A 25005-nucleotide genomic window follows, 5' to 3' on the forward strand; every position below is an offset into this window, starting at 1 on the left:
CGGTCCGGGTCGCCTCCGGTAACGCCCCGGAACGTGCACTCCCGCCCGCACCGATGGGGGCGGGAGTGCGCAGTCGGGGGCGTTACCGGGGGGATCGGGCGGCGGTCAGCCCTGGATCTCGCAGATGACCGCGCCGTTGGCGACGGTCGCGCCGACCTCGGCCTGGAGCCCGGTGACGGTGCCGGACTTGTGGGCCTTGAGCGGCTGCTCCATCTTCATCGCCTCCATGACCACGATGGTGTCGCCCTCGGCGACCTCCTGGCCCTCGGTGACGACGACCTTGACGATCGTGCCCTGCATCGGGGAGGTGACCGCGTCGCCGGACGCCGCGGCGCCGGCCTTCCTGGCCGACCGCTGGGGCTTCTTCGCCCCGGCTGCGCCGCCGCTGGCACCGGCGAGGCCGCCGAGCCCGGCCGGGAGGACGACCTCGAGCCGGCGGCCGCCGACCTCCACGGTGACCTTCTGCCGCTCACCGGCCTCGGGTGCGTCGGCGGCGTCGCCGGCGTAGGGCTCGATGCGGTTGTCGAACTCGGTCTCGATCCACTGGGTGTAGACGTCGAAGGAGCCGGTGCCGTCGGGGGTGGAGGGACCGACGTACGCCGGGTCCCGCACGACCGCGCGGTGGAACGGGATGACGGTGGGCATGCCGTCGACGACGAACTCGTCGAGCGCGCGGCGCGAGCGCTCCAGCGCCTGGGTGCGGTCGCGGCCGGTGACGATCAGCTTGGCGATGAGGGAGTCGAACGAGCCGGGGATCGTCTCGCCGTTCTCGTAGCCGCCGTCGAGGCGTACGCCGGGACCGGACGGCGGGCTCCACGCGGACAGGGTGCCGGGGGCGGGCATGAAGTTGCGGCCGCCGTCCTCGGCGTTGATGCGGTACTCGATGGAGTGCCCGCGGATCTCGGGGTCGTCGTAGCCGAGCTCCTCGCCGGCGGCGATGCGGAACATCTCGCGCACCAGGTCAATGCCGGTGACCTCCTCGGAGACGCAGTGCTCGACCTGGAGGCGGGTGTTGACCTCGAGGAAGGAGATCGTGCCGTCCTGCGCGACGAGGAACTCGCAGGTGCCGGCGCCGTGGTAGCCCGCCTCCTTGAGGATGCGCTTGGACGACTCGTAGAGCTCGGTGAGCTGCGCGTCGGTGAGGAACGGCGCGGGCGCCTCCTCGACCAGCTTCTGGTTGCGGCGCTGGAGCGAGCAGTCGCGGGTGGAGACCACCACGACGTTGCCGTGCTGGTCGGCCAGGCACTGGGTCTCGACGTGGCGGGGCTTGTCGAGGAACTTCTCGACCAGGCACTCCCCGCGGCCGAACGCGGTGACCGCCTCGCGCACCGCGGACTCGTAGGCGTCGGGGATCTCCTCCAGGGTCCGGGCGACCTTGAGGCCGCGCCCGCCGCCGCCGAAGACGGCCTTGATGGCGACGGGGAGGCCGTTGGCCCTGGCGAACTCGACGACCTCGTCGGCGTCGGCGACCGGGTCCTTGGTGCCCGGCGCCAGGGGCGCGTTCGCCTTGTCGGCGATGTGCTTGGCCTTCGCCTTGTCGCCGAGCGCCTCGATGGCCGCCGGCGGCGGGCCGATCCAGATCAGCCCGGCGTCGATGACGGCCTGGGCGAAGTCGGCGTTCTCGGCCAGGAAGCCGTAGCCGGGGTGCACGGAGTCGGCGCCGGACCGCTGCGCGACCGCGATGATCTTGGCGATGTCGAGGTAGGACTCGGCGGGCGTCGCGCCGCCCAGGGAGTGCGCCTCGTCGGCCAGGCGGACGAAGAGGGCGTCGCGGTCGGGGTCGGCGTACACCGCCACGGAGCCGATGCCGGCGTCCTTGCAGGCGCGGACGACGCGGACGGCGATCTCGCCACGGTTGGCGATGAGGACCTTCTTCAAGCTCACGCGGGGCTCCTGGTTCGAGGTGCGGAGGCGTACCGCTCGGCAGGCTACCGCGCCCCCAGCACGGCGCGACCGACCGCGTGGCCGACAGGGCGCACGAGGCGGGCGTAGGCGACGCCGACTGTGAGGGACGCCACAAGGGCGAGCCACTGGTGGCCGGCGTCCTCGAGGGCCGGGTAGACCTGCCAGTGCGTGAGGTAGATGAACAGGCTGGCCCCGGCGAGCACGCCGGCGGCGCGCGCCAGCAGCGGCGGGACGGCGACGTGCGGCACCCACAGCAGGAGCAGGAAGCCGCCGAGCACGATCGCCTCGCGGTGCGGCTGGCCGAAGAACCCGGCCGTGAGGACCACGGCGAGCGCCGAGACGAGGACGCGCTCGCGGGACGTGGTCGCGCGGGCGCCCGCCCAGCCGAGGGCGAAGAAGAACGCCACCACGAGGGTCGTGTAGCGCTCGGTGGGGCCGGCCCGGAGCCCGACCTCCGCGAAGCGCGCCGCTGCGGCGACGCCGAGCACGCCGAGCGCGAACCCGAAGGGCGTGCGCCGCTCGAGGCGGTGCAGCACGGGCAGGGTGGTGGTGGCGAGCGCGGCCGCCGTGATCCACACGAGCGACTCGAGGAACCACAGCTGCCACTGGTCGTCCCACTCCGAGCCGTTGACGAGCTCGCGGACGAGGAGGACCGTGGTGAGGTCGTAGCTGCCGAGCAGGAGGGCCGCGCCGCCCACCCAGAACACGGCCGGCACGACGAGCTGGGCGAGGCCGGAGAGCCCGTGCCGCAGCCGGGCACGGGCGCCGCCGCTCGCGGACAGCTGGAACCGGGCGAAGTTGAAGCCGGCGAGCGCCAGCAGCAGGTGGGCGCCACCCTCGAGCGCGACGAGGTCGACGTGGGAGGCGACGACGAACAGGATCGCCAGCGCGCGCAGCGCGACCGTCGTGTCGAGCCGCGTGCGGCGGGCGGCCGGGCGCCGCCGTGCAGTGCCGTCGCCATCGCCGACGGCACGGCCGTCGCGGCTGTCCGCACGCGCGGCGTGCCCGTCGCCGCCGGCGGCCAGCCGCTCGAGCTCGCCGATGCCGCGGGTGTGCCAGCCGGTCGGCAGGCCGGCGGGGAAGCGGTCGGCCAGCCGGGTCGCCAGCTCGACGTAGGACAGCGAGTCGCCGCCGAGGTCGACGAACGAGTCGGCCTCGGTGGCGTCAGGCCGGCGCAGCACCCGGACGAAGTCGGTGCGGACCGGGGTGCTGGTGCCCGCCGTCCCGTCGGCGGTATGGCGCGCCTCGTGCTCGGCCTGCTCGTCCAGCCCGGCCAGCTCGGCCAGGGCGGCGTAGTCCGGCTTGCCGGACCCGGTCAGCGGCACCTGCGGCAGCACGGTGGTGCGCACGGCGTGGGGAGGTACGCCGCACTGGCTGACGACGACGGCGCGTGCGGCAGCGCTGTCGCGACCGGCGCCGAGGAAGACGTGGACCGCGCGGTCGGTCGCCACGACACGCGCCGCGCGGTCGACCTCGGCACGGAGGCGGCGCTCGACCCCGTCGAGGTCGATGCGCAGGCCGAAGACCTTGCCGTAGCGGCTGAGCCGGCCGACCACCTCGAACACCCCGTCGCGTTCCCGGGCGAGGTCGCCGGTGCGCAGCTCGGTGGTCTCGCGCCCGAGCGCGAGGTCGGCGGGGGACTCGGCGTAGCCGAGCATCACGTTGGGTCCCGAGTAGACGAGCTCGCCGATGCCCGGTCGCGTGTCCACCGTCTCGTCGAGGCGCAGGCGTCCACCGGGGATCGCGACACCGATCGCCCCGGCGTGGTCCTCGGCGAGGTGTGGTGGCAGCCAGGCCATGCGCGCGGTCGCCTCGGTGGCGCCGTACATCACGACGAGGTCCCAGCCCCGCTCGCGGCCGGCCCGGCTCCAGCGGCGCACGTCCTCCGGCGCGAGCCGGCCGCCGGCCTGGGTCACCTGTCGCAGGGTTGGCAGCTCGCGGTCGTCGAAGCCGCTGGTGGCCAGCAGGTCGAAGGTGTGCGGCACGCCGGCGAAGCTGGTGACGCCCGTGCGGGCGGCGAGGTCCCAGAAGCAGTCGTCGACGACGCTCAGCCCGGTGAGCACGACGCTCGCGCCGGCGACGAGGTGCGAGTGCAGCACCGACAGGCCGTAGCAGTAGTGCAGCGGCAGGGTGGTGGCGGCGCGGTCGGTCGGGCGGAGCGCGAGGTAGTCGGCGATGGCGGCGGCGTTGCTCGCGACGTTGTCGCGCGAGAGGCGCACCAGCTTCGGGGAGCCGGTCGTGCCCGACGTGCTGAGCAGGAGGGCCAGGTCGGGGTGGAGGTCGTGCGCGCCCACCCCGCGACGTACGTCGTCGGCGGCGCCGGCGCTGCAGACGATGTCCGGGTCGTAGGCCTCGACGAGCGCTCGGCGCTGGGCGGGGCGCCCGTCGGGCACGACGAGGGCCACGTGGCCGTGCTGGAGCGCGGCGAGGTAGGCCACGAGCGAGTCGAGGTCGTTGCTCCCCTCGACGAGCACGAGCCGGCGCGCGGGACCCCAGGACGCCGCACGGTCCGCGACCCGACGGGCGAGCCCGGCGTGGGTCAGCACCGTGCCGTCGGTGACGACGGCCGGCGCCTCGCCGTAGTGGGCGTGGTCGAGGACCGGACGGGTCGCGACGGTGCGGCGCAGCGCCGGCTGCGGGACGGTGAGGGTCACGTGGAGCCCCCCGACCGGTAGGGGCGGACCAGTCCGGTCACCCGGAGGTGCACGGTGTCGCCCGGCGCCGGGTGGCGCACGCCGGAGATCCGCGAGAGCACCGACGTGCCGTCCACGAGGCGCACCTGCACGGCGCAGGCGTGCCCGTAGTAGCTGACCTCCTCGACGGTTCCCCGGACGCCCTCGGCGTGGGTGAGGTCGACGAAGACCTGCTCGGGCCGGATCATCAGCGAGACCGGGCCGGCGGCGGGCTCGGAGAGCACCACGTCGCCCAGCGCGCACGTGGCGTGGGCGTCCCTCGCGGTGCCCGGGAGCACGACGGCCCGCCCCACGAACTCGGCGACCTGCGGGTCGCTGGGCGACAGGTAGACCTCGCTCGGCGGCGCGGACTGCACCAGCCGGCCGGCGCGCATCACGGCGACCTGGTCGGCGAGCGAGAGGGCCTCGTCCTGGTCGTGGGTGACCAGGAGGGCCGTGGTGTTCGTCGCCTCGAGCGCCCGCCGCACGGCGCGGGCCGTGGCGCCGCGCAGGCTGGCGTCGAGAGAGGAGAACGGCTCGTCGAGCAGCACCACGGCGGGCTGCGGGGCCAGCGACCGGGCGAGCGCCACCCGCTGCTGCTGGCCCCCCGACAGCTCGTCGGGCCGCCGGTGGCGGTAGTCGGCGGGCAGCTCGACGAGGTCGAGCATCTCGGCCACCCGGTCGCGGACCGCACCGTCGCGGGCCTTCCTGGGCAGGCCGAAGGCGATGTTGGCGGCGACGTCGAGGTGCGGGAAGAGCGCTCCCTCCTGCGGGACGTAGCCCACGTGGCGCGACTGCGGAGCGAGCGGCCGCACGTCGGGGCCCGCCACGACGGTGTCGCCGAAGGCGATGCTGCCCGAGTCGGGGACGAGGAAGCCCGCGATGAGCCGGAGGAGGGTCGTCTTGCCGCAGCCCGACGGGCCGAGCACGGTGGTGAAGGACCCGTGGGGGACGTCGAGCGTGACGTCGTCGACGGCGCGCGTCGCCGCGGCGCCGGAGCCGAACGACTTCGTCACGGCGGTGAGGGTCAGCGAGCTCATGCCGGCACCGTCTCCGTCCGGGTCGCGGGGCTGTCGCCACGCATCAGCAGGACCGTGGCGGGGATCGACACGAGCACGAGCAGCAGGGCGTAGGGGGCGGCCGCGCCGTAGCGCAGCTCCGACGACGCCGACCAGAACTCGGTGGCGAGGGTCCGCGTGCCGATCGGCGAGAGCATGAGGGTGGCGGTGAGCTCGGTGGAGATGGCGAGGAAGACGAGCGCGGCGCCGGCGCCCAGGCTGGGCGCGATGAGCGGGAGGGTCACCCGGCGGGCGGTGGCCAGCGGGCCCACGCCGAGGCTGTGGGCGACGTCGTCGAGCACGGCGGGCGCCTGCTCCAGCCCGGCGCGCACGGTCACCACGGCGCGCGGCAGGAAGAGGATGGCGTACGCCGCCACGAGCAGGGTGGCGGTCTGGTAGACGACCGGCACCAGGCGGAGCGAGGCCACCACGAGCGCGAGGCCGACGACGATGCCGGGCAGCGCGTTGGCGACGTACGACGTCCGCTCGATCAGCGTGCTCGCCCACCCGCGGTGCCGCACGGCCAGCCAGACGACGGGCACCGCGGCGAGCGTCGTGACGACCGCGCCGGCGAGCGCCAGGAGGACCGTGGCGACCAGCGCCTCGGTGAGGTCGGCCAGCGGGAACTCCGTCGACGTGCCGACGACGAGCCAGCGGACCAGGGCGAAGGCGGGCACGCCGACCGCGAGCGCCACGACCGTGGCGACCGTCGCGAGCAGCGGCCAGCGCCAGCGGCCCAGCGCGAGGGGCACGGACGTGCGGGCTGCGCCGCGGCCGAGGCGGGCGTACCTGCGCTCACCGCGGAGGCGGAGCTCGCCGAGCAGGAGGAACAGGCAGAGCAGGACCAGCACGCCGGCCATCGCCGTGGCGCCGCCGCCGTTGAAGGTGGAGCCGTACTGGTCGTAGATCGCGGTGGTGAAGGTGGGGAAGCGGAGCAGCGACAGCGCGCCGAACTCGGCGAGCAGGTGCAGGCCCACCAGCAGCGCCCCGCCGAGGACCGCGGGGCGCAGCTGGGGCAGGACGACGGTCGCGAAGGTGCGGGCGCGCGAGTGGCCGAGCGACCAGGCGGACTCCTCCAGCGCCGGGTCGAGGCGGCGCAGCATCGCCACGACCGGCAGGTAGACCAGCGGGTAGTACGACAGCGTGACGACGGCGAACGCCCCGGCGAAGCCGTGGACGCTGCGGTCCAGGGACACCCAGGCATAGCCGTTGACGAACGCCGGGACGGCGAGCGGGGCGACGAGCAGGCCGTGCCACAGCCGCCGTCCCGGCAGGTCGGTGCGCTCGACGAGGACGGCGAGCGCGACGCCGAGTGCCGCGGTCGCGGCCATGCAGGCGGCGGCGAGCGTCACGGTGTTGCGGAGCAGCTCGGCGATGCGCGGGCGCGCCAGGAGGCCCCACAGGTCGACCGGACCGATGATCGCGACGTAGGAGGCCACGTAGGCCAACGGGACCAGCGCCAGGACTGCGACCGCCACCCCTGCTGCGAGGAGCAGGGGCGGCGTGCGACGCCCGGTGACGGTCAGAGCAGGCCCGCCTCGGTCATCAGGTCGGTGACCTGGGGCCCGTTGAGGGCGGCCACGTCGACGACCGGCGGCTCGAGCTCGCCGAACGGCTTCACGTCGGGGTTGAGGGCGGCGTCGGGGTTGAGCGGGTACTCCAGGGCGTAGGACTCGGCCATCGCCTGCTGCGCGTCGGTGCCGGTCAGCCAGGTGACGAACTCCTCGGCCGCGTCCTGGTGCTCGCTGCTGGCCAGGATGCCCGCGCCGGAGATGCTCAGGAACGCACCGGGGTCCTGGTCGCCGAAGAAGTGCAGCGCGGAGTCGTCGGAGTCGGTGCCGTTCTCCTCGCGGTCGCGGTACCAGTAGTAGTGGTACGCGATGCCCGCGTCGACCTCGCCGGAGTCGACGGACTGCATGACGACGAGGTTGTTCTGCACGACCACGCCGTTCTCCTTCAGCCCGGCCAGCCACTCGGCGGTGGCCTCCTCGCCCTCGAGCTCGAGGACGGCGGAGACGATCGCCTGGAAGTCGGCGCCGGTGGGGGAGAACGCCACCCGGCCCTGCCACTCGGGGTCGGCGAAGTCGAGGATCGAGGCGGGCATGTCGGCCTCGGTCATGGACTCGGTGTTGTACATCGCGACGGTCGAGCGGGCCAGGAAGCCGGTCCACGTGCGGTCCACGGGGACGTACTCGTCCGGGATCGTGGCGTACGCCGACTCCGGCAGCTCGGCGAACAGTCCCGCGTTGTCGACGATGCTCATCGCAGGGGAGTTCTCGGTGAGGAACACGTCGGCGGGGGAGTCCTCGCCCTCCTCGACGATCTGGTTGGCCATCTCGAGGTCCTTGCCGTGGCGCAGCTCGACGTCGAGGCCGGACTCCTCCTCGAACAGCGGCACGATCTCGTCCAGCAGCTGCTCGTGCTGGGCGTTGTAGATCACCAGGTCGGGCGAGCCGAACACGCCGCAGCCCGAGAGGGTCGAGGCGGTGAGGAGGGTGCTGGTCAGGGTCACGCCGATGCGGGTGGCTGTGCGGCGCCGGTGAGTCGTCATGGAGTCGTCCTTGTTTGCTTAGGCTGCCCTAACCCTAGACCCGTCGGCGCCACGCCGCGAAACGTGTCGGGCGCCCGGCGGGCGCGGCGCCGGAGGGTTAGCGATCGTTAACCCGCACCGGCTACCATGCCGCCCATGACCTTCGAGCTGTCCCCCGAGCACGAGCAGTTCCGGCGCAGCGTCCGCGACTTCGCCGAGGCAGAGATCGCCCCGCACGCGGCGCGGTGGGACCGCGAGCACCACTTCCCGACAGACGTCGTGCAGAAGATGGGCGCCCTGGGCCTGATGGGGCTCACCGCCCCGGAGGAGTTCGGTGGTGCGGGGATGGCCGGCGAGGACGGCGGGTTCACCTCGCTGTGCCTGGCGATCGAGGAGATCGGCCGCGTCGACCAGTCGATGGGGATCACGCTCGAGGCCGCGGTCGGCCTCGGCATCAACCCGATCCTCACCTTCGGCACGGACGAGCAGAAGAAGACCTGGCTGCCCGACCTCGTCGCCGGTGAGCGGCTCGCCGGCTTCGGGCTGACCGAGCCGGGCGCCGGGTCCGACGCGGGCGCGACGAGGACGAAGGCGGTCCTCGAGGACGGCGAGTGGGTCGTCGACGGGGCCAAGCAGTTCATCACGAACTCGGGCTCGTCGATCACCTCGCTGGTGACCGTGACCGCGCGCACCGGCGAGCGGCCCGACGGACGTCCCGAGATCTCCACGATCATCGTGCCCTCGGGCACGCCCGGCTTCACCGCGGAGAAGGCCTACGACAAGCTCGGCTGGCACGCCTCGGACACCCACCCGCTGTCCTTCGACGGCGCGCGCGTGCCGGAGGCGAACCTGCTCGGCGAGAGGGGCCGCGGCTACGCGCAGTTCCTCGCGACGCTCGACGACGGCCGCGTCGCGATCGCCGCCCTGGCGGTGGGCTGCATCCAGGCCTGCCTGGACATGTCGGTGCAGTACGCCGGGGAGCGCCAGACGTTCGGCGGCCCGATCGGGCGCAAGCAGGGCCTCGCGTTCCAAGTCTCCGACCTCCAGGTCATGCTCGACGCGTCCCGGCTGCTGACCTACAAGGCGGCCGCGATGAAGGACGCGATGGACGCCGGCTCGTCGTCGGTCTCCATGGCGGCGTTCAAGCAGGCCGCAGCCGTGGCGAAGCTCTACGCCACCGAGTCGGCGGTCACCGCGACGCGGATCGCCACGCAGGTGTTCGGGGGCTACGGCTTCATGGAGGAGTACCCGGTCGTCCGGTTCTACCGCGACGCCAAGGTGCTCGAGATCGGCGAGGGCACCTCGGAGGTCCAGCGGATGCTGATCGCGCGGGGGCTCGGCCTGCCGGTCGAGTGACCCCGGCGCCTCAGGCCGACCGGGGCGCGTACATGATCACCGCGACGCCGACGAGGCACGCCAGCGCGCCCACGACGTCGTACCGGTCGGGACGGAACCCGTCGAGGACCATCGCCCACGCGAGCGAGCCGGCCACGAACACACCGCCGTACGCGGCGAGGATCCGTCCGAAGTGCGCGTCGGGCTGCAGGGTGGCGACGAGTCCGTAGAGACCGAGCGCGACGACGCCGGCACCCACCCACAGCCAGCCCCGGTGCTCGCGCACGCCCTGCCAGACCAGCCAGGCGCCCCCGATCTCGGCCAGGGCGGCGAGCGCGAAGAGGGCGAGCGACGTGGCGATCCGCATGGCGGCAGTCTGGCAGCCGCGTGCTGCCGTCGGCGTCCGTGGCGGCCTGCGAGCCCCGGACGCCGATCTCCACCTCCCGGCGGATCTGCGGGGGCCGGGCGCGCCCTACCCTCGCTCCATGCCGACCCCGACCCAGCGCGTCCTCACGTGGTTCGGCGTCGACGACACGTGGGAGCGCCACCGGCCGCCGGTCGGACGCCAGGACGTCGTCCTCGCGGCCGGCGTCGAGGCGGTCAGCCTGCTCGCCCTCGAGCTCGTCCGCAGCGCCGGGGGCTTCGAGCACACCGACGCGCCGGTGTGGACGCAGTGGCTGGCCGTCTCGAGCGGCGCGCTGCTGCTGCTCGGCAGGCGGCGGTGGCCGCTCGTGGTCGCGCTGCTCGCGGCGACGCACATGTTCGTGGCCGGGGTGACCATGCCGCAGGTGATGGGCCAGGTGTCGCTGCAGATCGTGTACTTCGTCGCCCTCCTCAGCGGCGTGGCCTACGCGCGGGACAGGAGGGCGATGGTCCTCGTCGTCGGCACCATCGTGCTGTTCATGTTCGCGTGGATCACCTGGCAGTTCGCGGTCGGCTCGGCCGCGCAGGACATGATCGACGACCAGGCGCCCTCCGAGCGGGTCGGCGTGCTGCCCCCCATCCCGGCCGCCGTGGCGATGACGCTGGTCGTCAACGCCCTGTACTTCGGAGGCGCGATCGTCGGCGGCGGCGTCTCGTGGCGTGCCGCCCGCCAGCGGGCGCGGCTGCAGGAGCAGGCGAGCACCATCGCGACGCAGGCCGGCCGGCTGCGCGAGCAGGCCGTCGTCGACGAGCGCCTGCGCATCGCCCGCGACCTGCACGACGTCGTGGCCCACGGCGTCTCGGCGATGGGCGTGCAGGCGGGAGCGGCGCGACGGGTGCTCGATCGTGACCCCGACGCCGCACGTACGGCCCTCGCCCGCGTGGAGGAGGCCTCGCGCGACGCGGTCACGCAGATGCGCCGCCTGCTCGGCACCCTGCGCGAGGGAGCCGGCGAGGGCGCCGACGACCCACAGGACGCCCGGACGACCGAGGCCGGGGTCGGCGACCTGCCGGACCTCGTCACCGAGGCCGGGCACCACGGGCTCGGGGTCCGCCTGGAGGTCGTCGAGGCGCAGGACGGCGCGGCCGACCGCCTGCCGCGCGGCGTCGGCCTGGCGATCTACCGCACGGTCCAGGAGGCGCTGACCAACGTGCGCCGGCACAGCACCGCCGACACCGCGTCGGTGGTCGTCCGGGTCGACGAGGCGGCGGCGTACGCCGAGGTGGAGGTCGTCGACGACGGCCGGCCACGGCACGGGACGTCCGGCAGCGGCCTGGGCCAGCTCGGCATCCGGGAGCGCGCGGCCACCCACGGCGGCCAGGTCGACATCGGACCCCGGGTGACGGGCGGCTACCGCGTCCGGGTCCGCTATCCGCTGGGAGCGCGGCCGTGAGCGGCGCGAGCCCCCTCTCGAGCGCCGCCGACGCGGGCAGCCCGTTGCGGGTGCTCCTCGTCGACGACCACGCCATGGTGCGGTCGGGCTTCGCGATGGTCCTCTCGGTCGAGGACGACGTCGAGGTCGTGGGCGAGGCGGCCGACGGCCTGGACGCGCTCGAGCGGGCCCGGGCGACGCGGCCCGACGTGGTGCTGATGGACGTGCAGATGCCGCGCATGGACGGCATCGAGGCCACCCGCCACCTCGTCGCCGAGGACCTCGGCCACGTCGTGATCGTGACGACGTTCGACCGCGACGACTACCTCTTCGACGCGCTCCGCGCCGGGGCGAGCGGGTTCCTGCTGAAGAACGCCGGTCCCGAGCAGCTGCTCGACGCCGTACGCGCCGCCGGCCGTGGCCATGCCCTGCTCGCGCCGGAAGTGACGCGCCGCGTGATCGGCAGGATGTCCGGTGCGGCCCCCGTCCCCGACCGCCCCGAGCCGCCGGCGCTCGCCCACCTCACCGGCCGGGAGCGGGAGGTGCTCGTGCTGCTCGGGCGCGGGCTCTCCAACGGCGAGATCGCCGCGCAGCTCGTGCTCGGGGAGGCGACGGTGAAGACGCACGTCTCCAACGTCCTGGCGAAGCTGCACCTGCGCGACCGCGTGCAGGCCGTCGTCTACGCCTACGAGGCCGGCCTCATCCTCCCGACGGAGGAGTGACCGCGTCCGAGGTGTCTCCACCCCGGGCTCCGTCGCGCGGTTCCGTCCGGCGGGGGATCCGGAGGGGGTGGGCACCGCCCTAGCGTCGTGGTCATGTTGGAGATCAGGGAGCTGACCAGGCGGTTCGGGGACAACACCGCCGTGGACCACGTGTCGTTCGAGGTGCCGGCCGGGCAGATGACCGGCTTCGTGGGCGGCAACGGCGCCGGCAAGACCACGACCATGCGGATGGTGATGGGCGTGCTCGGCATCGACGAGGGGGAGGTGCGGTGGCAGGGCCGACCGATCACCCGCCTGGACCGCCGGTCCTACGGCTACATGCCCGAGGAGCGCGGGCTCTACCCGAAGCAGCCGATCCTCGACCAGCTGGTCTACATCGCCCAGCTCAAGGGCATGGCACGGGTCGAGGCCCGCGCGCAGGTGCAGGAGCTGCTGGAGCGCTTCGGCCTCGGCGGGCGCACGACCGACCACCTCGAGAAGCTGTCGCTGGGCAACCAGCAGCGGGTGCAGATCATCGCCTCGGTGCTGCCCCGGCCGGCCGCGCTCATCCTCGACGAGCCGTTCTCGGGGCTCGACCCGAAGGCCGTCGACTCGATGGTCGACCTGCTGCGGGAGTACACCCGCGACGACGTGCCGGTCCTCTTCTCCAGCCACCAGCTCGACCTCGTCGAGCGCCTGTGCGACCGGCTGGTCGTGCTGGCCCACGGACGCCGGGTCGCCGCCGGGACGGTGACGGAGCTGCGCGACGCGGGGGTGCCGCGCTTCCGTCTCGTCCTCGGCGGCGACGCCGGTTGGGTCCGCGACCTCCGCGGCCTCGAGGTCCTCGACCTCGACGGCACCACCGCGCTGGTCGAGGTCCGCGAGGACGGGGCCGAGCAGCACCTCGTCGCCGAGGCGACCGGCCGCGGCGACGTCCACGAGTTCGTCCGGGTGCGCCCGGCGCTGAGCGAGATCTACCGGGAGGCCACCGCATGAACGCCGACAGCACCGACCGCAGCACCGACCGCAGCACCGACCGCAGCACCGAGCCCGCCTGGCTGCTCGTGACCCGCCGCGAGGTCGTCTCGCGGATCACCGACAAGTCGTTCCTCGTCGGCACCGTGCTGATGGTGGCCATGCTCGTCGGCTTCATCGGCTTCACCGCCTGGCAGGACGGCCGGACCGACGAGGTCACCCTCGCCGCCACGCCCGACGCCGCCGAGATGGCCTCCGCGATCGAGGAGTCGGCGCCCGAGGTCGACGACAGGGTCGAGGTCACGGTCCTCGAGGTCGACGACCGGGACGCCGCCGAGGCCGCGCTGCGCGAGGACGAGGCCGACGCGTGGCTCCACCCCGCCGACGGCGGGTGGCAGCTGACCTCGGAGTCGAGCGAGCAGGACTCGCTGACCGACGTGGCCCGCGTGGTCGTGCGCCAGCAGGTGCTGGCCGAGAACGCGGCCGACGTCGGGAGCACGGTCGAGGCGCTCGAGGCGGGCAGCACGGTGAGCACGGACTTCCTGCGCGGCGACGCCGAGAGGGCGAGCGTGGCCGAGGCGGTCGGCTTCGTCTTCGTCTTCCTCTTCTACTTCGCGGCGCTGGTCTTCGGCATGCAGCTGGCCTCGTCGGTGATCGAGGAGAAGCAGAGCCGCATCGTGGAGATCATCGCGGCGGCGATCCCGCTGCGGCACCTGCTCGCGGGCAAGGTGCTCGGCAACACCGCACTGGCGATGATCCAGCTGCTGGTCTACCTCGCCGTCGGGCTGGTCGGCCTGACGTTCACGCCGTACAAGTCCTTCGTCCCCGACCTGTCGGGGCCCACCGCGTGGTTCGTCGGTTTCTTCTTCGCCGGCTTCGTCGCGCTGGCCTGCCTGTGGGCCGTGGCCGGCTCCCTCGCCTCGCGCACCGAGGACCTGCAGGCCACCTCCACCCCGCTGACGATGCTCATGCTGGTGATGTTCTTCGGCGGCGTCTCGCTCGACGGCCGCGGCCAGGTCATCGCCTCCTTCGTCCCGCCCGTGTCCGCGGTCGTGATGCCCAAGCGGATCCTCGCCGGCGGCGTGGCGTGGTGGGAGCCGCTGCTCGCGCTGGGCCTGCTGGCCGCCTTCGCCGCGGTGACCGTGTGGGTCGGCGAGCGCCTCTACCGCCGCGCCCTGCTGCAGACCGGCGGGCGGGTCACCCTGCGCCAGGCGTGGGCCGCCGCCGAGTAGCACCGGGCGCCGGCGTCCTCGCACCGGCCGTGGGCCGCGGTCCGCACGGGTCAGAAGAGGTGGAGCAGGGACGACGTCCCGGCCACCACGGCCCAGAACCGCAGCCCGCGGCCCAGCACGCCGGTCACGAGGAAGATCCACAGCGGAACCCGCAGGACGCCGGCGAGCACCGCGGTGACGGCGTACGGCGGGATGCCGCTGGCGGCGGACACGAAGAGCAGGCCGGCCGTGAACCACGGCCGGCCCTCGGCGCGCTCGTGCCACTTGTCCAGCGAGGCCTTGGCGCGCGGCTTCTGGAGGTGACGGTGCACCCAGGGCGCACGCTCGACGTGCATGCCGCCCCAGTACCAGAGGATCTTGCCGAGCATCTGGCCGAGCGTGGCGGCGAGGAGCAGGCCCCACGTGTGGCCGGGGGCCCGGCTGACGGACACGGCGAGGATGGCCTCGATGTTGATGAGGGGGAGCAGGGCCGACCCGATGGAGGCGCCCATGACGCTCCAGAAGAGCATCAGCCGACGGCCCCGGGCACGGGCAGCCCGATCCGCGTGAGGCGGCGCAGCGAGACGCACTTGAGCACCAGCAGGGCGGTGGCGATCGCGAGCCCGACCCACATCCAGCCCGTCACCAGCAGCAGGACGGCGAAGAGCGCGCTGTTGACGGCCTTGGCGGGCTTGGACCAGTTCCACAGCCAGATCTGCCGGTCGACGACGAAGAAGTAGTTGGGACTGCGGATCGGCCACGCCAGGAACGCGATGGACAGGAAGCAGTCGACCACCATGAACTCGGCCAGGTAGACGAAGACCGCCGGCGACAGGTCGGGCTGCAGCCAGGCGAGGCCGATGTAGAAGGCGGCGGCGTTGAGCCGGTCGCACATGATGTCGAGCACCGCGCCGATGCGGGTCTCGCAGTCGCGCACCCGGGCGTAGAACCCGTCGAGCATGTCGCCGACCCAGTAGACGCCGAGCGCGACGACCAGCAGGGTCAGGCTCTGCTGGTGGGCGGCGGTCGCGGCGAGGACGACGCTGGCGACGGTGCGCACCGCGGTGATCACGGTGGCGCCGGTCAGCAGCCGCTCGTCCCGGACGCCGTAGCGGTCGTCGGGGTCGGCCACCACGGCCGGTCCTCCCTGCGCCCCGCTCCCCACGCCGGGGATGCTATCGGGTCAGCGCCACAGATCGGTCCACGCGTGGCCGAGCCCCAGGACGAGCTCGCGCAGCAGCGGGAGGCTGACCCCGACGACGTTGTGGTGGTCGCCCTCGATCCGCGAGACGAACGCCCCGCCGAGCCCGTCGATGGTGAACGCCCCCGCGACGTGCAGGGGCTCGCCCGTGGCGACGTACGCCTCGACCTCGGCGTCGCTGACGTCGGCGAAGTGGACGAGCGTGGAACCCGTCGCCGCCGCGACCCGCCCCGTCGCGACGTCGCGCAGGCAGTGCCCGCTGTGCAGCACCCCGGACCGACCGCGCATCGCGCGCCAGCGGCGGGCCGCCTCGTCCGCGGTGTGAGGCTTGCCGAGCGGCTGGCCGTCGAGCTCGAGCACCGAGTCGCAGCCGAGCACGAGCGCCTCTGCGGGCAAGTCCGCGCGCTCGGCGACCGCCGCGCACTTGAGCTCGGCCAGCCGGAGGGCGAGCTCCGCGGGCGGGAGCCCCGTCACCTGCGACTCGTCGACGCCGCTGACCACGACGGTCGGGTCGAGGCCGGCCGCGCGCAGCGTCGCCAGCCGGGCGGGCGAGGCGGAGGCCAGGACGAGCGTCGTCACAGGCGCTCCAGCGCCGTGCGCAGCGGGTCGAGCCCGCGGCGGTCGTCGCCGTGGGCGTCGCACAGTCCGTCGATGGTTGCGGTCACGCCGGTGACCCTAGCCGCGGGGGCGCGACAGTGGAGCCGGCGGCCGGTAGGTCCGGCCGGTGCCTCCATCGTCGACGTACAGTCCGCACCGGGTCCCGCAGGGGCGAGCCGTCCCCTCCCAGCCGCGTCGCCGCAGCACCGTGGCCACCGCCCCGGCGAGCCGGCAGGGCTCGAGGACCTGCGCCCACCCGGCCCGCAGCGTGACGTGGTCGTCGACGACCGCGTCGACGTCGCGTCCCAGGTCTGCCCACCGGTCCACGGCGTCGCGGTGCCCGAAGGCGCCGTCGAGCTCGACGAGGGTCCGCTCGGGGCCGTACCGGACGTCCCGCAGCACCGTGCCGCTCGCGGTGTGCTGGCGGACCTGCCGCTCGCCGCGCGGGAGGCCGTGGGCACGCTCCACGTCGCAGAGGTAGCGCTGCTCGAGCACCGACCGGGTGCCGGCGGCGACGTCCTCGACGATGGCCAGGAGCAGGGCCCGCTGCGGCAGCCGCGGCAGCTGGCCGAGGGTGTCGACCAGCCGCCCGGCGGTGGTGAGGCCCTGCTGCACCCCGTCGGAGAGCAACGCGACGGCCTCGGCCTCGGGCCGGTCGGCCGCAGCCTTGAGGAGCGCGTAGTCGAAGCGCGCCCGGGGCGGCCGCCGGTGCTCGTGCACCCACCTGCCCATGTCGCGCACGCGCTCGACGTGCACGCCCTCGGGCGGGGTGAGTCGGCGCCCGCGGTCCACCACGAGGTGCACGACCGCCGGGCCGCCGGAGGTCCCGCGGTCGCGGGTCATCCCGGAGGCGTCCAGGGCGGACTCGCGGTGCAGCGCGGCGGGCGCGCAGGCGAGCACGGCCGCCCACTCGCGCTGGCGGCGCGTGGGACGACCGGAGTGGTCGACGTACACCCCGGGGTGCACCGCGACGAGCTCGCGGCGGTCGAGCAGGCGGCGTACGTCGGCACGGGAGGCGCCGAGGTCGACCAGCTGTGGCCTCGACACGAGCCCGTCCTGCTCCCGCAGCAGGCGTGCCAGTCCGGCATGGTCGAGCGTGCTCGGTGAGCGCTTCGGCATCCCCCGACGATCCCGCCCGTCGAGGACCGGCGCGAGCCACCGGCACCCGCCTGTGGACGGCGCTCCGCGACCGTGGAGCCCGCGGCCGCTAGGTCCGGCCCGGCGCTCCACCGTCGGGTCAGCGCGGCAGGCCGCTGGCGCGCCAGGCGCCCGGACCCGCCCGGTGCGGGGTGCGCACCCCCCGGGCGGGGTGGTTCCACGACGGCCGCGGCCGCGGCGGCGGCTCGGCGCCCGCCGAGCCGAGGGCGGTGAGGACGGCCACGAGGGCCGCGACCTCTTCGGCCGTCGCGTCGGGGTCGACCACCCGCAGCAGCGGGGTCTCGTCGCTCGCGGCCCCCATCAGAGCGGGATGTTCCCGTGCTTCTTCGGCGGGAGGGTCTCCCGCTTGGAGCGCAGCAGCCGCAGCGACCGGATGACCTCGACGCGGGTCTCGTGCGGCGCGATGACGGCGTCGACGTAGCCCCGCTCGGCGGCGATGTAGGGGTTGGCGAGCGTGGTCTCGTACTCGTCGATCAGCTCGGCCCGCTTGGCCTCGACGTCGCCGCCGGCCTCCTCGACCGCCTTGAGGGTGCGGCGGTGGACGATGTTGGCCGCCCCCTGCGCGCCCATCACCGCGATCTGGGCGGTGGGCCAGGCGACGTTGATGTCGGCGCCGAGGTGCTTGGAGCCCATCACGTCGTAGGCGCCGCCGTAGGCCTTGCGGGTGATGATGGTGACCAGGGGGACGGTAGCCTCGGCGTAGGCGTAGATGAGCTTGGCGCCGCGGCGGATGATGCCGTCCCACTCCTGGTCGGTGCCGGGCAGGAAGCCCGGGACGTCGACGAACGTCAGCACCGGGATGTTGAAGGCGTCGCAGAACCGGACGAACCGGGCGGCCTTCTCGGAGGCGTCGATGTCGAGCGTGCCGGCGAGCTGCATGGGCTGGTTGGCCACCACCCCGACCGAGCGCCCCTCGACGCGGCCGAAGCCCACGAGGATGTTCGGGGCGAAGAGCTCCTGGACCTCGAGGAACTCCTCGTCGTCCACGACGGCGGTGATGACGTCGTGCATGTCGTAGGGCTGGTTCGGCGAGTCGGGGATGAGCGTGTCGAGCGTGCGGTCGAGATCCGTCGCGGACAGCCCACCTGTGTACTCGGCTGGCGCCTCGTACTCGGGTGCGGGATCCAGGTTGTTCTGCGGGAGGTAGGACAGCATCGCCTTGACGTAGGCGATGGCGTCCTCCTCGTCGGAGGCCATGTAGTGGGCGTTGCCGGACTTCGTGTTGTGGGTGCGCGCCCCGCCGAGGTCCTCCATCGAGACGTCCTCGCCGGTGACGGTCTTGATGACGTCGGGACCGGTGATGAACATCGCCGAGGTCTGGTCGACCATGACGGTGAAGTCGGTGACGGCGGGGGAGTAGACGTGCCCGCCGGCGCAGTTGCCCATGATCAGGCTGATCTGCGGGATGACGCCGGAGGCGTGGACGTTGCGGCGGAAGATCTCGCCGTAGAGGCCGAGGGAGACCACGCCCTCCTGGATGCGCGCGCCGGCGCCCTCGTTGATGCCGATGATCGGGCAGCCGGTCTTGATGGCGAGGTCCATCACCTTGGTGATCTTCTCGCCGTAGACCTCGCCGAGGGAGCCGCCGAAGACGGTGAAGTCCTGGCTGAACACGCACACCATCCGGCCGTCGACCTCGCCGTAGCCGGTCACCACGCCGTCGCCGTACGGGCGGGTCTTCTCCAGCCCGAACGCCGTGGAGCGGTGCCGCGCCAGCTCGTCGAGCTCGACGAAGGTGCCCTCGTCGAAGAGCATCTCGATGCGCTCGCGGGCGGTGCGCCGGCCCTTGGCGTGCTGCTTCTCGACCGCCTTCGCCGAGCCCGCGTGCACGGCCTCGTCGAGGCGGCGCTCGAGGTCGGCGAGCTTGCCGGCGGTCGTGTGGATGTCGATGTCGGTCCCCTGCTCGGTCCCCGGGACGGGGACCTCGGTGCCTTCACCCGGCTGTGCACTCACGCGGTGGCCTCCTGTGGCATGACTCGGTCGCTTGCACGTGGCTGTCTCCCACTGCGGCAATCTAGACCCATGAGCGACCCGACCCCCTCGCGCCCACCCCTCGACCTCGACCGGCTGGCCACGCCCGCGGGGTGGCGCGTCGAGGTCGTGGCGGCCACCCCGTCGACCAACGCCGTCCTCGCCGAGCGCGCCCGGGCGGGCGAGGCGCCCGGCCTGGTGCTGGTCACCGAGCACCAGACGGCCGGGCGCGGGCGCCTCGACCGGATCTGGACGACGCCCGCGCGGTCGGCGCTGACCTTCTCGCTGCTGCTGCGGCCCGACACACCGCCGACCTCGTGGCCGTGGCTGCCGCTCCTCACCGGGTACGCCGTGCAGGCCGCGCTGGCCGACCGCCTGCCCGACATCGCGCTGAAGTGGCCCAACGACGTGCTCGTCGACGCCGACGGCGGGCCCGGCCGCAAGGTGTGCGGGATCCTCGTCGAGCGGGTCGAGACGGCGACCGGCCCTCTGGCCGTCGTGGGCGTGGGCATCAACGTCGACCAGACCCTCGACGAGCTCCCGGTCGCCCAGGCCACGTCGGTGTCGCTCGAGACCGGCGAGCCGGTGGAGCGCACCGACCTGCTCGGGCAGGTGCTCGGCTCGCTGCACGGCCTCCAGGGACTGCTCGACGACGTCGGCTCGCTGCGGGCTGCGTACGCCGACGTGTGCGTCACGCTCGGTCGGACCGTCGACGTGCACCTGCCCGGGGGCGACGTACGCCGCGGCGAGGCCCTGGACATCGACGCGACCGGGGCGCTCGTGGTGGGCACCGACGACGGCACGCTCACCGTCGCCGCGGGCGACGTGGTGCACGTGCGGCCCGCCTAGCAGTCGGGTGCACCGGGTGACATGATCGGCGCGTGCCGTTCCCGACCAAGCTCCTCAACGAGGGCGAACACGTCGTGGTCTCCACCCGGACGCACGCCAAGGCGCTGGTCGGTCCCGCGCTGGTGCTCGTCCTCGCGGTCGCCGCCGTGCTCGTGCTCAGCACGGTGACCGACTCCACGGTCGTCGGCCTCGTGGCGGGGGCCGTCGCGGTCCTGGTGGTCGTCTGGTTCGTCGTCCGCCCGCTGGTGGTGTGGTCGACCACGACGTACACCTTCACCAACCGCCGCTTCATCAAGCGCTCCGGCCTCGTCGCGAAGGAGGGGCGCACCATCCCGCTGAACCGCATCAGCGGCGTCGACTTCGAGATCGGCGTCGTCGACCGCCTCTTCGGCTGCGGCACCCTGGTGGTCTCCGACGCGAGCACCGAGGGCCGGGTCGAGCTGCACGACATCCCCGACGTGGAGCGGGTCCAGCTCCAGGTGTCCGACGAGCTGCACCGCCTCTCGAGCGGCGACCACCGCGACGATGGCGCCTGACCGCACTCCTCGTGGCGGGTCGCCCGACCGGGACGGGGGACAGCCGGCGGGCGAGGAGCTCGACCAGGCCATCCTGCGCAGCGCCCCCGAGTTCGACGCCTTCGAGGTGGCGGCCGAGACCGGCATGACGATCGAGCAGACCCGCCGGCTGTGGCGCGCGCTCGGCTTCCCCGAGCTGAGCGGTGAGAAGGCCTACACCGCGGCGGACATCGAGGCCGTCGCCACGCTGATGGGCTTCGTCGACGCCGGCGCGGTCGACTTCGACATGGCCGTGAACCTCACCCGCGGTGTGGGCCAGACGATGGCCCGGCTCGCCGACTGGGAGGTCTCCACGCTCGTCAGCCGGGTGGAGGAGCTCGAGGCCGGCGACGAGGCCACCGGCTCGCGCATCGGCTCGGCGCTGCGCCTCATCGAGGAGGTGAACCCGCCCTTCGAGCGGCTGCTCGTCTACGCCTGGCGTCGCCACCTGGCCGCAGCCGTCGGCCGGATCGAGGCGATGGGCGCCAAGGACGAGGACCTGCACACGATCGACGTGACCGTCGGGTTCGCCGACCTGGTCTCGTTCACCGCCTTGTCGAACACCCTCGACCGGGACGAGATCGGCGACCTCGTCGAGGTCTTCGAGAGCCGTTGCCAGGACGTGGTCGCCCGCTACGGGGGGCGGATCATCAAGAGCCTCGGCGACTCGGTGCTCTTCGTCACCCCCACCGCCGAGGAGGCGGTCGGGGTCGCCGAGGGCATCATCAACGTCATCGGGCGCGACTCCAAGATGCCCGACGTGCGCCTCGGCCTGGCCAGCGGGCCGGTCATCCAGCGCCTCGGCGACATCTTCGGCCCGCCGGTCAACATGGCGGCCCGGCTGACGCAGGTCGCACGCCGCAACCGGCTCATCGTCGACCAGAACACCGCCGACCTGCTGCCGGCCGAGGAGTGGGAGAACCGCCGCCTGCCCGCCCGTCCGGTGCGCGGCTTCGGGCTCGTGGAGCCGGTGGCCGTACGTCGTCGCTGACCGGCCGCGGACCCGCGTGGGTCGTCAGGGGGCGATGACGAGCTCGGCGATGCGGTCGTCGACGAGCGTGAACCGGAAGCGCAGCTCGGCGACCCCACCGGGGAAGTCGCCCTCGATCCGGTTGACCGCCACCCAGCGGGTGTCGTCGACGCGCTCCGCGCCGACGAGCTCGGTCGTGTAGGTGTACTGCCCGCCGGCGTCGCGCAGGAAGCGACGGACCTCCTCGGTCCCGCGGTAGGTGTGCCCGTCGTCGACGACGACCGGTGGCGAGGTGGGGGAGGAGGAGAAGGCGCGGGCCGCGGCGTCCACCTGCCTGGCGGCGTGCGCGGCGAGGAAGGCCCGGATCGTGGGAGGCAGGGCGGCGTCGGGAGCGTTCGTGTCCATGTCGGCCACCGTGCCGGGTCCGTGCGGGCGAGGGTCAAGCGTTGGACCCTCCCCCTGCGAGAGGGTGCACACTGCGGGGCATGCTGGCGATCGGCGAGTTCTCCCGCTTGACCCACCTGAGCATCCGGACCCTGCGTCGCTACCACGACGCCGGCCTGCTGGTCCCGGCGACCGTCGACCCCGCGACCGGCTACCGCTCCTACGGCGCGGACCAGATCCCGACTGCACAGGTGATCCACCGCCTCCGCGACCTCGACGTGCCGCTCGCGGACGTGCGACGCATCCTCGAGGCGCCGGACCCGGCCGCCCGCGGCGCCCTCGTGGCCGAGCACCTCCGCCGGCTGGAGGCCGAGCTGGAGCGGACCCGGGGAGCCGTCGCCTCGCTCCGGCGGCTCCTCGCCCCCGACCCGGCGCCCGTGCACGTGGAGGTGCGCGCGGTCCCGGCCACCACCGTGGCCGCCGTGGAGGGTGACGTCGGCGTCGACGACGTCCTCGCGTGGTAGGCCGGCGCGATGGCCGAGCTCGACGCGGTCGTCGAGGACGGCGACGGCGCGCCCGGGGGGCTGTACGACAACGCCCTGTTCGAGGAGGGCCGCGGGCACGTGCTCGTCCACCGCCCGACCGCACGCCCGCCGCGCCGCGGCCGGGTGCACCCGGTGACGCTGCCGGCCGTCGAGCTCGCCGTCGCCACCCACACCGGCCCCCACGACGACATCGACGTCACCTACGGCGAGGTCGGTGCCTGGGTGGTCGCGAACGCCCTGGCGGTGGCCGGACCGGTGCGGGAGACCTACCTCGTCGGTCCGCGCGACACCGCCGACCCGGCGGCCTGGCGCACCGAGATCGGGTGGCCGGTCTTCGGCGTGGGCGAGCGCTGAGGGCCCGCCCCCGGGCGACGCACGGGAGCGCGGGCCACGACAGCGAGGCACGGCGGCGAGTGGACCAGACCACTTGCCGTTTCTCGTCGAAAGGCCCACCGGTGGGACCGGTCGTCCCTACCTTCGGCGCGTGTTGGCTGTGCAAGACGTGCGACTGGACCCGACCGCGCGGCGGGTCTGGCGCGGCGACCGCGAGATCAGGCTCTCCCGCAAGGAGTTCCAGCTCCTGCACGCCCTGATGGCGCGCCCAGGCGACATCGTCACGCGCGGCGAGCTCATGGCCGACGTCTGGGAGGCGTCGTTCTACACCAGCTCCAAGACCATCGACGTGCACCTGGGCTGGTTGCGCCGCAAGCTCGGGGACGACCCCCGCCGGCCCACCCTGATCACCACCCACCGTGGGCGCGGGCTGCGCTTCGAGACCGCCGGCACCGCCGCCGGCTGAGCCCTCGCCCGGCCCGGCGATCCCGGGTCGATAGGCTCCCCGTCGTGTCCTCGACCGTGCACCGTGCTCCCACGCTCGCCGTCATCGGGGGCGGCCAGCTGGCCCGGATGATGGCCCAGCCCGCGATCGGGCTCGGGCTCCCGCTGCGCCTGCTCGCCGAGGCCGAGGGCGTCTCCGCCGCGCAGGTGATCCCCGACCAGGTCGTCGGCGACCACACCGACCTCGCGACGCTGCGCCGGGTGACCGACGGCGCCAGCGTGGTCACCTTCGACCACGAGCACGTGCCGACCGAGCACCTGCACGCCCTGGCCGCCGACGGGCTGGCCGTGCGCCCCGGGCCCGACGCGCTCGTCCACGCGCAGGACAAGGCCGTGATGCGCCGTCGCCTCGCCGAGCTCGGCGTGCCGTGCCCGCGCAACGCGGTGGTCGCCTCGTCGGCCGACGTCGAGTCGTTCGGCCTGCCGTGCGTCCTCAAGACGACGCGGGGCGGCTACGACGGCAAGGGGGTGTGGGTCGTGCGCGCCCTCGACGAGGCGCAGGCGGCCTTCGACGCCGCTGCGGCGGCCGGCGTGGAGGTGCTGGCCGAGGAGCTCGTGGACTTCCGTCGCGAGCTCTCCGCCCTCGTCGCCCGCGCCCCCAGCGGCCAGGCCGCGGCGTACCCGGTCGTCGCCTCGACCCAGCTCGACGGCATCTGCCACGAGGTCGTCGCGCCCGCTCCGGACCTCTCGCCCGCGCTGGCGGGGCACGCGCAGGAGATCGCGCTCCGCATCGCCGGCGCGCTCGACGTCACCGGCATCCTCGCCGTCGAGCTCTTCGAGACCACCGACGGCCGGATCCTGGTCAACGAGCTGGCCATGCGCCCGCACAACACCGGCCACTGGTCCCAGGACGGTGCCGTGACGTCGCAGTTCGAGAACCACCTGCGCGCCGTCATGGACCTCCCGCTCGGGTCGCCGGCTCCGCGTGCTCGCTGGACCGTGATGGTCAACATCCTGGGCGGACCGGCCGACACCGGCCGGCTCTACGACGGCCTGCCGCACGCCATGGCGCGCGACCCCCGGCTGCGGGTGCACTTCTACGGCAAGGACCTCCGTCCCGGGCGCAAGGTCGGCCACGTCAACGCCTACGGCGACGACCTCGAGGACTGCCTCGAGCGCGCCCGGCACGCCGCCGCGTGGTTCCGCGGCGACCTCGGCGACGAGAGCGAGTGAGGGACACGATGAGCCAGACGCAGCAGCCGGACGGAGCCCAGGACGGGGCGCAGGACGGGGCGCAGGTCGGGATCGTGATGGGCTCGGACTCCGACTGGCCGGTCATGCAGGCCGCCGGCGAGGCCCTCACCGAGCTCGGCGTCGCCTGGGAGGCCGACGTGGTCTCCGCGCACCGGATGCCCACCGAGATGATCGAGTGGGGTCAGCAGGCGCACACGCGGGGCCTGTCGGTCGTGATCGCCGGTGCCGGGGGCGCGGCGCACCTGCCCGGCATGCTTGCCGCGGTCACGCCCCTGCCGGTCATCGGGGTGCCGGTGCCTTTGAAGTACCTCGACGGGATGGACTCGCTGCTCTCCATCGTGCAGATGCCCGCGGGCATCCCGGTCGCGACCGTCGCCATCGGCAACGCCCGGAACGCCGGCCTGCTCGCCGCGCGGATCCTCGCCACCAGCGATCCGGGGCTCCGGCAGCGGCTGCTCGACCACCAGGCGGCGCTGGCCGAGACCGCGCACGCCAAGGGCGAGGCCGTCCGGGAGGCCGCGCGGCCCAGGAAGCTCGGCTTCTGAACCAGGGGCCGGCGCCG

The 25005-nt window shown here is 73.8% G+C and carries 26 protein-coding genes; 13 read left to right on the top strand and 13 right to left on the bottom strand.

Going from position 1 to position 25005, the window contains the following annotated elements:
- Positions 1-105: 105 nt before the first annotated feature.
- From J3P32_RS12830 to J3P32_RS12850, 5 genes are read right to left on the bottom strand one after another with little or no spacing between them, the layout of a single operon-like run.
- Positions 106-1884 (bottom strand): acetyl/propionyl/methylcrotonyl-CoA carboxylase subunit alpha, encoded by a 1779-nt coding sequence (locus tag J3P32_RS12830; RefSeq protein WP_307861681.1) that lies wholly within the window; start codon positions 1882-1884, stop codon positions 106-108.
- Between the two features lie 44 nt (positions 1885-1928).
- Positions 1929-4559 carry an AMP-binding protein gene (locus tag J3P32_RS12835; RefSeq protein WP_307861682.1) on the bottom strand — a complete coding sequence of 877 codons (2631 nt, stop codon included), beginning with the start codon at positions 4557-4559 and terminating at the stop codon, positions 1929-1931.
- Positions 4556-5617: an ABC transporter ATP-binding protein gene (locus tag J3P32_RS12840; RefSeq protein WP_210440192.1), complete on the bottom strand. Its 1062-nt coding sequence runs from the start codon at positions 5615-5617 to the stop codon at positions 4556-4558. The genes J3P32_RS12835 and J3P32_RS12840 overlap by 4 nt, the downstream gene beginning before the upstream one ends.
- Positions 5614-7113: an ABC transporter permease gene (locus J3P32_RS12845; protein WP_210440194.1), complete on the bottom strand. Its 1500-nt coding sequence runs from the start codon at positions 7111-7113 to the stop codon at positions 5614-5616. The genes J3P32_RS12840 and J3P32_RS12845 overlap by 4 nt, the downstream gene beginning before the upstream one ends.
- Positions 7114-7157: 44 nt before the next feature.
- The gene (locus J3P32_RS12850; RefSeq protein WP_210440196.1) at positions 7158-8186 is read right to left on the bottom strand and encodes an iron ABC transporter substrate-binding protein; all 1029 of its coding nucleotides are present in this window, start codon (positions 8184-8186) and stop codon (positions 7158-7160) included.
- Positions 8187-8321: 135 nt separating this feature from the next.
- Between J3P32_RS12850 and J3P32_RS12855 the strand changes: the two genes are divergently transcribed.
- Positions 8322-9521, top strand: a complete 1200-nt coding sequence (locus J3P32_RS12855) for an acyl-CoA dehydrogenase family protein (RefSeq protein WP_210440197.1) — start codon at positions 8322-8324, stop codon at positions 9519-9521.
- Positions 9522-9531: 10 nt separating this feature from the next.
- Here J3P32_RS12855 and J3P32_RS12860 read toward each other — a convergent pair whose 3' ends face one another.
- Complete coding sequence (locus tag J3P32_RS12860; RefSeq protein ID WP_210440199.1) at positions 9532-9867, bottom strand: YnfA family protein; 336 nt, start codon at positions 9865-9867, stop codon at positions 9532-9534.
- A gap of 118 nt (positions 9868-9985) precedes the next feature.
- Here J3P32_RS12860 and J3P32_RS12865 point away from each other — a divergent pair, with 118 nt between their 5' ends.
- The 4 genes from J3P32_RS12865 (at position 9986) to J3P32_RS12880 (ending at position 14204) form a co-directional block, all read left to right on the top strand.
- On the top strand, positions 9986-11317 hold the full coding sequence (locus tag J3P32_RS12865; RefSeq protein WP_210440200.1) for a sensor histidine kinase: 1332 nt from the start codon (positions 9986-9988) through the stop codon (positions 11315-11317).
- The gene (locus J3P32_RS12870; protein ID WP_307861683.1) at positions 11314-12018 is read left to right on the top strand and encodes a response regulator transcription factor; all 705 of its coding nucleotides are present in this window, start codon (positions 11314-11316) and stop codon (positions 12016-12018) included. The genes J3P32_RS12865 and J3P32_RS12870 overlap by 4 nt, the downstream gene beginning before the upstream one ends.
- 93 nt (positions 12019-12111) lie before the next feature.
- On the top strand, positions 12112-12993 hold the full coding sequence (locus J3P32_RS12875) for an ABC transporter ATP-binding protein (RefSeq protein ID WP_210440202.1): 882 nt from the start codon (positions 12112-12114) through the stop codon (positions 12991-12993).
- Positions 12990-14204, top strand: coding sequence for an ABC transporter permease (locus J3P32_RS12880; RefSeq protein WP_210440204.1), 1215 nt, complete (start codon positions 12990-12992; stop codon positions 14202-14204). Before J3P32_RS12875 ends, J3P32_RS12880 begins: the two co-directional genes overlap by 4 nt.
- 50 nt (positions 14205-14254) lie before the next feature.
- Here the strand turns inward: J3P32_RS12880 and J3P32_RS12885 are convergent, their stop codons facing one another.
- The 6 genes from J3P32_RS12885 to J3P32_RS12910 form a co-directional block, all read right to left on the bottom strand.
- Positions 14255-14713 (bottom strand): VTT domain-containing protein, encoded by a 459-nt coding sequence (locus tag J3P32_RS12885; RefSeq protein WP_210440206.1) that lies wholly within the window; start codon positions 14711-14713, stop codon positions 14255-14257.
- On the bottom strand, positions 14713-15348 hold the full coding sequence (locus J3P32_RS12890; protein WP_307861684.1) for a CDP-alcohol phosphatidyltransferase family protein: 636 nt from the start codon (positions 15346-15348) through the stop codon (positions 14713-14715). Before J3P32_RS12890 ends, J3P32_RS12885 begins: the two co-directional genes overlap by 1 nt.
- 18 nt (positions 15349-15366) lie before the next feature.
- A complete protein-coding gene (locus J3P32_RS12895; RefSeq protein WP_210440208.1) occupies positions 15367-15963 on the bottom strand; it encodes a Maf family protein in 597 nt (198 codons plus the stop codon).
- Positions 15964-16059: 96 nt separating this feature from the next.
- Positions 16060-17100, bottom strand: coding sequence for a type IV toxin-antitoxin system AbiEi family antitoxin domain-containing protein (locus J3P32_RS12900; RefSeq protein ID WP_210440210.1), 1041 nt, complete (start codon positions 17098-17100; stop codon positions 16060-16062).
- 118 nt (positions 17101-17218) lie between these two features.
- Complete coding sequence (locus J3P32_RS12905; protein WP_210440212.1) at positions 17219-17440, bottom strand: acyl-CoA carboxylase subunit epsilon; 222 nt, start codon at positions 17438-17440, stop codon at positions 17219-17221.
- The gene (locus tag J3P32_RS12910) at positions 17440-19092 is read right to left on the bottom strand and encodes an acyl-CoA carboxylase subunit beta (RefSeq protein ID WP_455430091.1); all 1653 of its coding nucleotides are present in this window, start codon (positions 19090-19092) and stop codon (positions 17440-17442) included. Before J3P32_RS12910 ends, J3P32_RS12905 begins: the two co-directional genes overlap by 1 nt.
- A 69-nt stretch (positions 19093-19161) precedes the next feature.
- On the opposite strand from J3P32_RS12910, the gene J3P32_RS12915 reads away from it, so the two are divergent.
- Genes J3P32_RS12915 through J3P32_RS12925 form a run of 3 tightly spaced genes read left to right on the top strand, consistent with a single transcriptional unit; the run spans position 19162 to position 21504 of the window.
- Positions 19162-19959, top strand: coding sequence for a biotin--[acetyl-CoA-carboxylase] ligase (locus J3P32_RS12915; RefSeq protein WP_210440214.1), 798 nt, complete (start codon positions 19162-19164; stop codon positions 19957-19959).
- Between the two features lie 32 nt (positions 19960-19991).
- Positions 19992-20495, top strand: coding sequence for a PH domain-containing protein (locus tag J3P32_RS18530; protein WP_210440215.1), 504 nt, complete (start codon positions 19992-19994; stop codon positions 20493-20495).
- The gene (locus J3P32_RS12925; protein ID WP_210440216.1) at positions 20485-21504 is read left to right on the top strand and encodes an adenylate/guanylate cyclase domain-containing protein; all 1020 of its coding nucleotides are present in this window, start codon (positions 20485-20487) and stop codon (positions 21502-21504) included. Before J3P32_RS18530 ends, J3P32_RS12925 begins: the two co-directional genes overlap by 11 nt.
- A 24-nt stretch (positions 21505-21528) precedes the next feature.
- Here J3P32_RS12925 and J3P32_RS12930 read toward each other — a convergent pair whose 3' ends face one another.
- Positions 21529-21888, bottom strand: a complete 360-nt coding sequence (locus tag J3P32_RS12930) for a nuclear transport factor 2-like protein (protein WP_210440217.1) — start codon at positions 21886-21888, stop codon at positions 21529-21531.
- Between the two features lie 80 nt (positions 21889-21968).
- On the opposite strand from J3P32_RS12930, the gene J3P32_RS17900 reads away from it, so the two are divergent.
- From J3P32_RS17900 to purE, 5 genes are all read left to right on the top strand, one after another.
- Entirely contained in the window at positions 21969-22391 is a 423-nt protein-coding gene (locus tag J3P32_RS17900; RefSeq protein WP_246850111.1) for a MerR family transcriptional regulator, read from the top strand.
- 9 nt (positions 22392-22400) lie between these two features.
- Entirely contained in the window at positions 22401-22766 is a 366-nt protein-coding gene (locus tag J3P32_RS17905; RefSeq protein ID WP_246850113.1) for a GyrI-like domain-containing protein, read from the top strand.
- A 130-nt stretch (positions 22767-22896) separates the two neighbouring features.
- Complete coding sequence (locus J3P32_RS12940; RefSeq protein ID WP_210440218.1) at positions 22897-23211, top strand: winged helix-turn-helix domain-containing protein; 315 nt, start codon at positions 22897-22899, stop codon at positions 23209-23211.
- A 44-nt stretch (positions 23212-23255) separates the two neighbouring features.
- Positions 23256-24422 (top strand): 5-(carboxyamino)imidazole ribonucleotide synthase, encoded by a 1167-nt coding sequence (locus J3P32_RS12945; protein ID WP_307861685.1) that lies wholly within the window; start codon positions 23256-23258, stop codon positions 24420-24422.
- An 8-nt stretch (positions 24423-24430) separates the two neighbouring features.
- Entirely contained in the window at positions 24431-24988 is a 558-nt protein-coding gene (gene purE / locus J3P32_RS12950; protein ID WP_210440219.1) for a 5-(carboxyamino)imidazole ribonucleotide mutase, read from the top strand.
- Positions 24989-25005: the final 17 nt, after the last annotated feature.

Origin of the sequence: Nocardioides xinjiangensis (assembly GCF_017916385.1) — a bacterium.
Classification (GTDB): Bacteria; Actinomycetota; Actinomycetes; order Propionibacteriales; family Nocardioidaceae; genus Nocardioides; species Nocardioides xinjiangensis.

What these genes read in the sequence shown, in the direction of transcription:
- J3P32_RS12865 (WP_210440200.1), top strand. Translation starts at nt 9,986, where the DNA reads ATGCCGACCCCGACCCAGCGCGTCCTCACGTGGTTCGGCGTCGACGAC.
- J3P32_RS12860 (WP_210440199.1), bottom strand. Translation starts at nt 9,867, where the DNA reads ATGCGGATCGCCACGTCGCTCGCCCTCTTCGCGCTCGCCGCCCTGGCC.
- J3P32_RS12905 (WP_210440212.1), bottom strand. Translation starts at nt 17,440, where the DNA reads ATGGGGGCCGCGAGCGACGAGACCCCGCTGCTGCGGGTGGTCGACCCC.
- J3P32_RS12925 (WP_210440216.1), top strand. Translation starts at nt 20,485, where the DNA reads ATGGCGCCTGACCGCACTCCTCGTGGCGGGTCGCCCGACCGGGACGGG.
- J3P32_RS12930 (WP_210440217.1), bottom strand. Translation starts at nt 21,888, where the DNA reads ATGGACACGAACGCTCCCGACGCCGCCCTGCCTCCCACGATCCGGGCC.
- purE (WP_210440219.1), top strand. Translation starts at nt 24,431, where the DNA reads ATGAGCCAGACGCAGCAGCCGGACGGAGCCCAGGACGGGGCGCAGGAC.
- J3P32_RS12915 (WP_210440214.1), top strand. Translation starts at nt 19,162, where the DNA reads ATGAGCGACCCGACCCCCTCGCGCCCACCCCTCGACCTCGACCGGCTG.
- J3P32_RS12880 (WP_210440204.1), top strand. Translation starts at nt 12,990, where the DNA reads ATGAACGCCGACAGCACCGACCGCAGCACCGACCGCAGCACCGACCGC.
- J3P32_RS17900 (WP_246850111.1), top strand. Translation starts at nt 21,969, where the DNA reads ATGCTGGCGATCGGCGAGTTCTCCCGCTTGACCCACCTGAGCATCCGG.
- J3P32_RS12850 (WP_210440196.1), bottom strand. Translation starts at nt 8,186, where the DNA reads ATGACGACTCACCGGCGCCGCACAGCCACCCGCATCGGCGTGACCCTG.
- J3P32_RS12900 (WP_210440210.1), bottom strand. Translation starts at nt 17,100, where the DNA reads ATGCCGAAGCGCTCACCGAGCACGCTCGACCATGCCGGACTGGCACGC.
- J3P32_RS12875 (WP_210440202.1), top strand. Translation starts at nt 12,112, where the DNA reads ATGTTGGAGATCAGGGAGCTGACCAGGCGGTTCGGGGACAACACCGCC.
- J3P32_RS17905 (WP_246850113.1), top strand. Translation starts at nt 22,401, where the DNA reads ATGGCCGAGCTCGACGCGGTCGTCGAGGACGGCGACGGCGCGCCCGGG.
- J3P32_RS12840 (WP_210440192.1), bottom strand. Translation starts at nt 5,617, where the DNA reads ATGAGCTCGCTGACCCTCACCGCCGTGACGAAGTCGTTCGGCTCCGGC.
- J3P32_RS12855 (WP_210440197.1), top strand. Translation starts at nt 8,322, where the DNA reads ATGACCTTCGAGCTGTCCCCCGAGCACGAGCAGTTCCGGCGCAGCGTC.
- J3P32_RS12885 (WP_210440206.1), bottom strand. Translation starts at nt 14,713, where the DNA reads ATGCTCTTCTGGAGCGTCATGGGCGCCTCCATCGGGTCGGCCCTGCTC.